This window comes from Acidovorax sp. BoFeN1 (genome assembly GCF_003345135.1).
GTDB lineage: Bacteria > Pseudomonadota > Gammaproteobacteria > Burkholderiales > Burkholderiaceae_C > Acidovorax > Acidovorax defluvii.
Map to the genome: position 1 here is coordinate 18,089 of NZ_QOZT01000052.1, position 9,665 is coordinate 27,753.

Consider the following 9,665-nt stretch of genomic DNA (forward strand, 5'->3'; position numbering starts at 1 on the left):
CCTTTTTCCACCCTCACACCCGACATGGTGCTGGATGCACTGGCCAGCGTGCGGCCATCAGAGGCTGCGGCCCTCTCGAACTAGCTTCGCGTCAGCAGCGCGGGCGATGGTGCGTAAGAAGACTGGTGCGCCGCCCCGGCCAGCTTGAAGCGCCCCACCAGCCGTTCGAGCACGGCGGCCTGCTCGCTCATGGCACCGGCAGCCGCTGCACTTTCTTCCACCAGCGCCGCGTTCTGCTGGGTCATTTGCTCCAGCTCGCCCACGGTGGAGTTCACCTGCTGCATGTGGCTGCTTTGTTCGGCGGAGCTGGCAGAAATCTCCTCGATGATGCCGCTGACGCGCTGCACCGACTGCACGATCTCCTGCATGGTCTGCTCGGCGCGGTCCACCAGCGCCGTGCCGGCTTCCACGTTCTCCACCGAGGCGGAGATCAGCGCCTTGACCTCGCGTGCGGCCTCGGCCGAGCGCCCGGCCAGCGAGCGCACCTCGCTGGCCACCACCGCAAAGCCGCGCCCCTGCTCTCCGGCACGGGCCGCTTCCACGGCGGCGTTCAGCGCCAGGATGTTGGTCTGGAAGGCAATGCCGTCGATCACGGCAATGATGTCCACAATCTTTTTGGAAGAGTGGTCGATGCGGTGCATGGTCTGCACCACCTCGCTCACCGACTGACCGCCGCTTTGCGCCACGGTGTAGGCCGAGGCCGCCAGCGCGTTGGCCTCGCGCGCCGATGCGGCCGACTGGCCCACCACGCCGTTGAGGTGGTCCAGCGTGGACGATGCGCGCTGCAGGTTGGCGGCAGTGGCCTCGGTGCGGTTGGACAGATCATGGTTGCCATGGGCGATTTCGACACTGGCGGCGCCAATGCTGCCCGCCGAGCGCTGCACCTGCCCCACCAGTTCGGCCAGCGAATTCGACATCTGCGCCAGCGCGCGCAGCACTTCGCCCATCTCGTCCTGGCGATCGGTGACGATGCGCACCGTCAGGTCGCCCTCGCCAATCGAGCGCGTCACCTGCACGATGTCGGCCAGGGGCTCGGTCACGCTGCGCTGCACCAGCCGCGTGCCGATGCACACCGCTGCAATGATGATGGCCATGATGCCCGCCACGCCCCACACGGTTTTCAGGCGCTCGTTGCCGGCCTTGTCGCGCAGTTCGGTGGCGCCGCGCTCGGTCAGGCGCACCATGTCCTGCTGCGCGCTCTGCAAGGCTTTGAGCTTGCCCTGGGTGTCGCCCTGAATGTGCGCCTGCAACGCGGCTGCGTCGCCCGCAGCCTTGAGCTTTTGCGCAGCATCCAGCGATGCCTTCAGTGCCTGCGCCTGGCTGGTGGCGGCTTCCAGGGCTGCGCGCTCCATGGTGTCGGTGAGCAGCGCGCTCAGTGACGATTGCACTTGAGTGAGTTCTTGCAGGGCCTGCTCCTGCCCGCCCTGCAACAGGGCCGCCGAAGCCTCATCGGACGCCAGTGCCGCCCCCAGGGTGCGCAACGCCTGTGCCTCGACCAGCCCGCGCCAGCGCGACGCCAGCTCCAGCTTGCTTTGCTGGTCGGACTGCTCCTTGACCGTGATGGCCTGCGACTTCACCGTGCGCACGGCAGAGCCGGTGGACATGAGCACCAGACCGATGCTCAGTGCAATGGCAGGCAGCCATATCTTGGTTTTGATGCTCAACGCCATTCGTGCGTCCTACTGTTTCGTGCACGGAATCACATCCGCATGTAACAAAGTATGACATGGCCCAAACGGTGGGGAGCATCTGGACTATTCAGCCTGGAAACCTCCGCTGGATGTGCCCGACAGTGCCGTGATAGGCGTGCCAGGCAAGGTGTGACGACGCAGCGCTCTCCTGTGCGTCAGTCCACCGTTCGCAAGCGGTCAACTGGGGTTTCCAGGTTCTATCTCCAGCATGATCTCGTTGCGCCGAAACATGGGCAGGGTCCACGGCGGGTTGTAGCGGGCCAGCTGGGGGCTGCCACGGGTCTTGATCTGCTGCGCGGCCAGCCAAGCCACCAGTTCATCGGTGCGCTGCTGGACGATGGCTTCGGTGTTGAACCCCGAGTAGCTCAACACCGCCCAGGTCTTGGCCGGTACTTCACGCAAGGTCACCGCAGGGTTTTTGGGCCTGGGCAAGGTAGCCAGGGTGTATTGGGCGGGCATCACAAAATGCACGCGCCAGCTTTGGGCGCCCTGCAGCGCGGGGAGCGCCTGGCCGGCCTGTGCGCTGGCAGGGGGCAGCGGCTGCAAAGCCACAGGCGCCGTCATCGCGATGGTCTGCGTTGACGGCGGCGGCGGGCTGACGGGCTCCAGCGCCACGGGGGCCGTCATCGCAATCTTTTCTGCGCCCTTGGCCGGGGCAGCCCCCGCCGCCACGTTATTGCCAAAGATGTAGTCGGCGATGGCGCGAAAGCCCTTGTTCGAGGCCGCATCCATATCGCCCGCGACCGTGGTCTCGGCAACGATGAACGGCGCATAGCGGCGCAGCTCGATGTGCCCGTGCGTGGACAGTTTTTCGTAAGCAGGTTCTTCAGTGGCCATGGCGGTTTGCCCCCACAGGCCCAGCGCCAGCGCCAAGGCGACGGCTGTCCTGCGGGGAGGGTTCTCAAGGGTTGAGTGGAGAAACAGGTGCATGCGTCTTGAGCTTTCGTCGCGTGGCAGCGACCAGACACGGAAGGTCCAGCAGACTGCCAGGGCCGTTGGGGTATTTAGGAATTCCATCACAGAACGAATGGCATGGTGCGCCCGAGGGCAACGCGCAGCCAGCCAGCGACAATGCCCAGATGCACCACACCCCCGACGCCACGCCACTCCACCCCTTTGCCACCCTCACACCCGACGTGGTGCTGGACGCACTGGCCAGCGTGGGGCTGTACGGTGACGGGCGGCTGATGGCGCTGTCGTCCTATGAAAACCGCGTCTACCAGGTCACGCTGGAAGACGGCGAGCGCGTGGTCGCCAAGTTCTACCGGCCAGGCCGCTGGAGCGAGGCCCAGATTCTCGAAGAGCACGCCTTTGCCGCCGAGCTCATGGCCGCCGAGGTTCCGGCCGTTGGCCCGCTGGTGCTGGCAGGCCGCACGCTGCACCCATTTGGTGGCTTCCAGTTCTCGGTCAGCCCCTGGCGCGGCGGCCGCCAGCCCGAGCTGGACGACTTCGAGGTGCTCGAATGGATAGGCCGCTTTCTGGCCCGCATCCACACCGTGGGCGCCGCACGCCCGTTCACGCACCGCCCCGCACTGGATTTGCAAGGCTTTGGCGCAGAACCACGCGACTCGCTGCTGGAGCACGAGCTGATCCCGCTCGACGTGCAATCGGCTTGGCGCGATGCCTGCAAGACCGCTCTTGATTTGATAGCTTCCAGCGCTTTACAGGAAAGCGCTGGCGGCCAATTTCTCTTGAAAGATGCCACCCTGCTGCGCCTGCATGGCGACTGCCACCCCGGCAACATCCTGTGGACGCCACTGGACGAATGGGGGCGCGGCGGCCCACATTTTGTCGACCTGGACGACGCCCGCATGGGCCCGGCCGTGCAGGACCTGTGGATGCTGCTGTCGGGCGACCGGCGCCAGCGCACCCACCAGCTCGGCGCGCTGCTCGACGGTTACGAACAGTTCCGCACGTTCGACCGGCGCGAGCTGGCCCTCATCGAGCCGCTGCGCACCCTGCGCCTGATCCACTACAGCGCCTGGCTGGCCCGCCGCTGGCAAGACCCGATCTTCCCCATCAACTTCCCCTGGTTCGGCACCAGCGACTACTGGCGCGGGCAGGTGGACATGCTGCACGAGCAGATCGAGGCGATGCAGGAAGAGCCGCTGGTGGGGTGAGGGTTGAGAGGCGGGACGCAGCCAGCTACAGCCACTGGGGATGTCGCGCGAGTGGCTCCTTAAGGCTGATCTCCGACACTCGAACCTAACGCCTGAAAGTTCGCGTGTTGCGCAACTGGTCATTGGCCGAGCAGGGTCTCAAGCGACCGCTTTGTTGCTCAGACCGGTCACTCTATTGATGCGAGCCGGGCAAGGTAGCAGGAGCAACTGATCACACCAAGGATGAATTGGTTCTCCCGACCCGCTGCGGTCGGTGTTGATGTAGGCAACGATCCCAGAAAACCGTCCGAGAAACCGGGGGAATCCCACCCCGGATACTTGGCGGCACGGCTTATCGGAACCATTGCGAAGAGCATCCGCAGTTGGCCCGCGGGTCCGAAACACGTAGCCAAGGTCTTCTCAAAGAATTAGATCGGCCAGAACCATAGAACGTCCAAAAGCATTCTCTGGTGTGGTGACCTCATGGCTGCACCGAGCAGTGCGAAGCTGCCACATGAGCCGCTCAGTGCGATGCCTCGTAGTGTGCAAGCGGCTCATTACCATTTAACGCAACGAGCAAATTTTCAGCAGCCTGCAACTCGATGGCTCGGCGAACCTTCTTCACCGCCGAACCAATGTGGGGTGTGAAAACCGTGGAGGGGTGTTGCAAGAGTTCCGGATGAATCTGGCGTGGACGGTCTGCCAGCAGCCAGTCTTCCATCTCGTACACATCGGCGGCGTAGGCACCCAGGCGCTCGTCCTTGAGCGCCCGTGCCACGGCAGCCTCGTCCACAACCGAGCCTCGCCCAATGTTGACCAGGATCTGCCCCCGCCGAACACCTTCAAGCATGGTGTCATTGACGAGGTGACGCGTTACGTCCAGCAGCGGAACGGCCAGAATGACATAGTCGGATTGCGACAGGGCCTCACCCAGGCTCACCATGGTCAGGCGTTCGTCATCACCATGCGGGTCCACGCCCAGCAGTTGAGCGCACCCGAAGCCACAGAGACGGTCCACAATGGCCCGCCCCACGGCGCCAAGTCCGACGACCGCCACTATCGAGCCGTGCAACCCCATTCCGTACAGCTGGGGACGCCATCCTGCGTAGCTCTTGCGAACACTGACGTCACCTGCCAGCACATGGCGCGCGGCGGCGATGGCCAGCCCAATGGCGAGTTCTGCCGTGGGTTCTGTGAGCAGGTCAGGAACGAAGCTCACGCTGACACCGGCTTGCGCACATGCCTTGAGGTCAAAGTTGTCATACCCCTTCAGGGCGCAAGCGATGGTCTTGAGCCTGGGAGCGTGCAACAGGGTTCGCTGATCTACCCGGTCAGGCATGAACGCCATCATGGCGTCGGCGTCCTTCAGGTGGAGGTAAAGCTCTTCCTCGCTCCAGGGCTCAGGCCCTTGATTCATCACTACATCACCGGCGGATCGAAGACGCGCCAGAACTGCTTCATGGATGGGCTGCGTCACCACAATTTTCGGCATCATTACCTTCCTCTCTCTTTCTATTTCAGATGTTTGCGAAGCGCCGACCCAATGCCGTCGACCACGAGCACGCATATGAGGATGGACAGCAAAATGGCGGAGACCTCGTCGTACTTGATCAGGCGCAGAGCTGCCATGAGTTCGAAGCCAATGCCGCCCGCACCCACGATGCCCATCACTGCCGATGCGCGAAAGTGATATTCCCATCGGTAGATGGTGATGTCCGCCAACTGGGGCAAAACCTGCGGTAACACAGCATGGGTGATGACCTGAAACCGGCTTGCGCCCGCGGCCTTAGCGGCCTCCAGAGGTTTCGGGTCCACGTGCTCTATGGCTTCGGCGTAGAACTTGGCCACCATGCCCGTGGAATGCAGGGCCAACGCCAGCACACCAGGCAATGCCCCAAAGCCCACGGCCGCGACGAACAGAATGCCCAGGATGATTTCAGGCACAGACCGAAATGCAGCCAAGATGGTTCTGACGATTCGACCAACCACCGCATTCGGCGCGGTGTTGGGCGCCGCCACCAGGGCCAGCGGCAACGACGCCAGAACGGTCAAGGCCGTTCCCGCAATCGACATGGCCAAGGTGTCGCGCAGTGGAATGACCCATTGCTCCCAGCGAGCGAAGTTGGGCGGCACCATCTCAGAGGCCAACTGCTGAATGGCAGGAGCCCCTTCGATGAAACGCTGCGCGTCAAAGAAACCGGTGACAAACAATGCCAGCGTGCAAACGAGCAGGACTACGCAGGCTGCGCCCAGCCGTCTGAGTCGCCGCTGTCCGTCAATGGCAATGATGGATTCCAAGGCTACCGATGTCATTTCATGCGTCCCAGATCAAGCTTGAGAATCTGTGCTGTGTCGCGAAGAATGTCGTAGGCCTTGTCATCGGTAGCGGCAAAGGCCTCGATACGGAATGATTTGAGAATCTCGGCGTCCTTCATCTGAAGAAAGGCGGCTCGGATGGCTTCCTTGAGCTCCGGCGTGAGATTACCTTGCATCGCAATGGGATAGTTCGGAATGGGTGCCGACAGTTCAAGTTGCACAATCTTGTTGGCATCCACCATGCCCTTTGCGATGAGGTTGTCCAGAATGGTTTTTGACAGAGCGCCGGCGGGAACCTGCCCTGCCTGAACAGCTCGGGCCACGGCATCGTGCGTGCCCAGGTGAACGGGGCGGTAGTCAGTCTCGCCGTTCAGTTGGTGGTTTTTAAGCAAGTGCGCGCGCGGTGCAAGGTGACCGGACGTCGAAGCCTGATCGCCAAAGCCAAAAGGCTTTCCACGAACGTCAGCCAGGGTCTTGACCGGGCCGCCTGCCGTGGCGATGAGAACCGACTGGTAGGTCGGCGAGCCGCGCTCCACGCCAACGGCAAATGGCTCAATGTTGGGCGCCTTGGACTTGGCAAGCACGTAAGAGAACGGTCCAAAGTAGGCGACCTCGATGCGGCCAAAGCGCATGGCTTCAATCATCGACGAGTAGTCCGTAGTCACCGTAATCTCTATTTCCTTCTTCAGGGTCTGTTCCAGGTACCGCTTCAGAGGCTGTGCGTTCTGAATGATGGTGGCGGCGTTTTCGTCCGGCAACAGTGCAACGCGAAGCTTGGAAGGATTTTTGCCCTCGGCATGGGCGCCAAGTGGCAACAGGGCGGCCAAAGTGACGGCAGCGATAAATTGGAAACGGCGACGATTCAGCACGGTAAAAACTCCTTGGATTGAGAGGGGGAATCAAATTGACTGCCCATGTTGGCAGGTGACGACTTCGCGTACAGGGCAGACTGGGCTTCTTCCGTCAACTGCGCTGCTGTCCCGTCGAACACCACCTGGCCCTGGCGAAGGCCCACAATGCGGTCGGCGAACATGCGCGCGAGGTTGACTTGATGCAGACTCACGATGGCCGTGAGTCGGTCTTTCTTGCAGATGTCGTGAAGCAGGGTCAACACACTCTGCGCGGTCGCCGGGTCGAGGCTGGCCACCGGCTCATCGGCCAGCAGCAGGCGGGGCTTTTGCACCAAGGCACGCGCAATGCCAATGCGTTGTTGTTGCCCACCAGACAAGGTGTCTGCCCGTGCTAGGGCTTTCTCAAGCAGGCCTACGCGGTCAATGGCCGCCAGCGCCTCCAGCTTGTCAGCCTTGCTCCAAGGCCACAACGACGCCAGAGATCCGCGGGTGGCGAGCTTGCCCATCAACACATTGGCCAGCACGCTTTGCCGCCCGATCAGGTGGTGCTGCTGGAACACCATGCCGCAGTGGCGCCGATGCTCAAGAAGGTTGCGTTTTGAGACGGTGCCGCCCGGCAGATCGGCCACCGACACCTCTCCGTCTGTGGGGCTAACCAAGCCATTGATGCTGCGCAGCAGCGTTGACTTTCCCGCGCCCGACGCGCCCAGCAGCACAAGGAACCCGCCATGCTGTACCTCCAGCGAGGTGGGCGCAAGCGCCGTGTGACCATCGGCATAGGTCACCGTGATACCCCGCAAGCTCAGATGGCTCTCGCGAATTGCAGTTTTCATAGCTCGGTTTCATTTGTTGTGGTGCGCTAGACGCACACCAGGACTCAAGTGGTCAGAGGTATCTCTCGGGAAAGAGGAGGTTCTGGAAGAAACAGCTTCAGTGGAAGCACAGCTCAAGTCTGGGTGACCAAGGTGTCATGAATATGAAACTTTCATCCCTAAAAATGAGGGCACCCATAGATCACATCAATGTCTGGACTCAGCCTCCTCGCAGCCTTGAAGGCCTTTGACGCAACGGCCCGAGCCGGCAGCATGACCGCTGCCGCGAGAGTGCTCGCTATTCAACAACCGACTGTTTCTTCACACATACAGCGCCTGGAGGTCGACTTCGGCGTGGAGCTTTTTCATCGGCGCGGGCGGCGGCTTGAACTCACGTCCTTTGGACGCACTCTGTTGAACTACACCCGGCGTACCTTCAGTGGCGAGGAAGATGCGCACGCACTGCTCGCTGCTGCGAAAAATCAATACGTAGGGCGACTGGTCATCCATGCCATCGGGCCGCACAACGTGCTGCCCGTGTTGAAGCTGTTCACGGAACAGTTCCCACTGGTCAAAGTGGCAGTGGGCGTGGGTGACTCACGAACTATCACCGAGAAGATTTTTGACTATCAGGGGGACGTCGGCGTGGTGCTCAATCACGTCGCTCACCCAGATCTATTTGGCGCGGCTTACCGTACCCAGCGATTGGTGATATTCGGCAACACCCAACACTCACTCGCGCAACGGGCCACTCTCAAACTGCGTGATCTGCAGGGTCAGAGGTTCGTCATCCGAGAGGAAGGATCGACGACCAGACGCGTGTTTGAACAAGAACTAAAGGAGCGAGGCGTCGAGGTGCAGGTGGCTCTGGAGATGGGCAGCCGCGAGTCCGTTCGAGAGGCGGTGGCGGAGGGGCTGGGCCTAGGCGTCGTGGCGGAAACAGCCTACAGGCCAGATCCTCGCCTTGTTAAGTTAACTATTTCAGACACCAGCATGGCGACACAGGTGCACTTCATCTGTAGAAAGGAGCGGCATCAAGCTCCTCTGATCTCGACCTTCCTGGGTTTGGCGCATAGCGTAAGTCAGAAAATTGCCTAGGTATGGAACTTGGATTCCATGCAGCCGTGGGGCATGGGACCGAGGGGCAACTGTTCGCCTGTAGGCCGACTTAAGTTAAGGGTTGTAGGACGCCCGTAATCGCGCGGCGATCCCATCTTGACTGCGGGGCGCGGTCGTGTATCTGAATATGCGCTGTCAGGCTGACTGCCAGCGGTATGGCAGCAGCTCGCCGATCTGGGTGGCGGGCTGCATGGGCAGGCGTGCCATGACATCGCGCAGGTAGGCGTAGGGTCGTGCCCGTTCATGGGGAGACGTGTGCTAGACCATGACTGCAGCTCCCTCGATACCGGTCATCGATGCTGCCGCGCTGCTGGGTGAGCCAATGACAGCTTTGTGCCAGGCACCGTGAACTCAGGTCACGGCCGCGACCGACAGCAACCGCTGCGGACCGGTCATTCACCCATGATGGCTGGAGGACAGCAACGGTCGAACGCCGGCACCAGCGTAAAACAAAAGGCCTGAATGGGGACTGGATGATCTCCACGGCTTATTTCTCCACCCGCCGGACGATGGGCTTGGGTGTACATGCAGCCTGTCAGCAGCCCCCGTGCACCCGGCAGGTTGGGACGATCCGGGCACTGGAGTCGCGCCACTGGATCTGGTCAACATCGGGCGCTGGCGCGGGTGCGTCGGCAGGTATATCGGGGGCCGCTGCAGGCCGCTGCGGGTCATGCAGCACGGTCGATGTGCCCATGCTTGCCCCAACGCGGGCGCCACCCACGCCGGTGGATGCGCCTACGCCCGCACCGCCCACCACCTGCCCGCGCTGGTTGACTC

The 9,665-nt window shown here is 62.2% G+C and carries 8 protein-coding genes and 2 pseudogenes; 2 read left to right on the forward strand and 8 right to left on the reverse strand.

Annotation, left to right across the window (positions count from 1 at the left end; genetic code table 11):
- Window positions 1–80 precede the first annotated feature (80 nt).
- Both DTW89_RS12350 and DTW89_RS12355 read right to left on the reverse strand, forming a co-directional pair.
- Window positions 81–1,670, reverse strand: a complete 1,590-nt coding sequence (locus DTW89_RS12350; protein WP_114656168.1) for a methyl-accepting chemotaxis protein — start codon at window positions 1,668–1,670, stop codon at window positions 81–83.
- 198 nt (window positions 1,671–1,868) lie between these two features.
- Complete coding sequence (locus DTW89_RS12355; protein ID WP_236637129.1) at window positions 1,869–2,621, reverse strand: SOUL family heme-binding protein; 753 nt, start codon at window positions 2,619–2,621, stop codon at window positions 1,869–1,871.
- Between the two features lie 149 nt (window positions 2,622–2,770).
- On the opposite strand from DTW89_RS12355, the gene DTW89_RS12360 reads away from it, so the two are divergent.
- Window positions 2,771–3,811: a serine/threonine protein kinase gene (locus DTW89_RS12360; protein WP_114656169.1), complete on the forward strand. Its 1,041-nt coding sequence runs from the start codon at window positions 2,771–2,773 to the stop codon at window positions 3,809–3,811.
- A gap of 502 nt (window positions 3,812–4,313) precedes the next feature.
- Here DTW89_RS12360 and DTW89_RS12365 read toward each other — a convergent pair.
- From DTW89_RS12365 to phnC, 4 genes are read right to left on the reverse strand one after another with little or no spacing between them, the layout of a single operon-like run.
- Window positions 4,314–5,282 carry a phosphonate dehydrogenase gene (locus DTW89_RS12365; protein WP_236637130.1) on the reverse strand — a complete coding sequence of 323 codons (969 nt, stop codon included), beginning with the start codon at window positions 5,280–5,282 and terminating at the stop codon, window positions 4,314–4,316.
- A 20-nt stretch (window positions 5,283–5,302) separates the two neighbouring features.
- A complete protein-coding gene (gene phnE, locus DTW89_RS12370; RefSeq protein WP_114656170.1) occupies window positions 5,303–6,103 on the reverse strand; it encodes a phosphonate ABC transporter, permease protein PhnE in 801 nt (266 codons plus the stop codon).
- Complete coding sequence (gene phnD, locus DTW89_RS12375) at window positions 6,100–6,975, reverse strand: phosphate/phosphite/phosphonate ABC transporter substrate-binding protein (RefSeq protein ID WP_114656171.1); 876 nt, start codon at window positions 6,973–6,975, stop codon at window positions 6,100–6,102. Before phnD ends, phnE begins: the two co-directional genes overlap by 4 nt.
- Window positions 6,969–7,790, reverse strand: coding sequence for a phosphonate ABC transporter ATP-binding protein (gene phnC / locus DTW89_RS12380; RefSeq protein WP_035242057.1), 822 nt, complete (start codon window positions 7,788–7,790; stop codon window positions 6,969–6,971). The genes phnD and phnC overlap by 7 nt, the downstream gene beginning before the upstream one ends.
- 189 nt (window positions 7,791–7,979) lie before the next feature.
- Between phnC and DTW89_RS12385 the strand changes: the two genes are divergently transcribed.
- On the forward strand, window positions 7,980–8,867 hold the full coding sequence (locus tag DTW89_RS12385) for a LysR substrate-binding domain-containing protein (protein WP_114656172.1): 888 nt from the start codon (window positions 7,980–7,982) through the stop codon (window positions 8,865–8,867).
- A 156-nt stretch (window positions 8,868–9,023) separates the two neighbouring features.
- Here DTW89_RS12385 and DTW89_RS12390 read toward each other — a convergent pair.
- Window positions 9,024–9,133, reverse strand: a pseudogene (locus DTW89_RS12390) (transposase domain-containing protein); the annotation flags it as partial.
- Between the two features lie 290 nt (window positions 9,134–9,423).
- Window positions 9,424–9,665, reverse strand: a pseudogene (locus DTW89_RS12395) (hypothetical protein); the annotation flags it as partial.

Bases quoted from the DNA above. Each gene is read 5' to 3' on its own strand.
- DTW89_RS12350 (WP_114656168.1), bottom strand. From the start codon at position 1,670: ATGGCGTTGAGCATCAAAACCAAGATATGGCTGCCTGCCATTGCACTG.
- DTW89_RS12355 (WP_236637129.1), bottom strand. From the start codon at position 2,621: ATGCACCTGTTTCTCCACTCAACCCTTGAGAACCCTCCCCGCAGGACA.
- DTW89_RS12385 (WP_114656172.1), top strand. From the start codon at position 7,980: ATGTCTGGACTCAGCCTCCTCGCAGCCTTGAAGGCCTTTGACGCAACG.
- DTW89_RS12360 (WP_114656169.1), top strand. From the start codon at position 2,771: ATGCACCACACCCCCGACGCCACGCCACTCCACCCCTTTGCCACCCTC.
- phnC (WP_035242057.1), bottom strand. From the start codon at position 7,790: ATGAAAACTGCAATTCGCGAGAGCCATCTGAGCTTGCGGGGTATCACG.
- phnE (WP_114656170.1), bottom strand. From the start codon at position 6,103: ATGACATCGGTAGCCTTGGAATCCATCATTGCCATTGACGGACAGCGG.
- DTW89_RS12365 (WP_236637130.1), bottom strand. From the start codon at position 5,282: ATGCCGAAAATTGTGGTGACGCAGCCCATCCATGAAGCAGTTCTGGCG.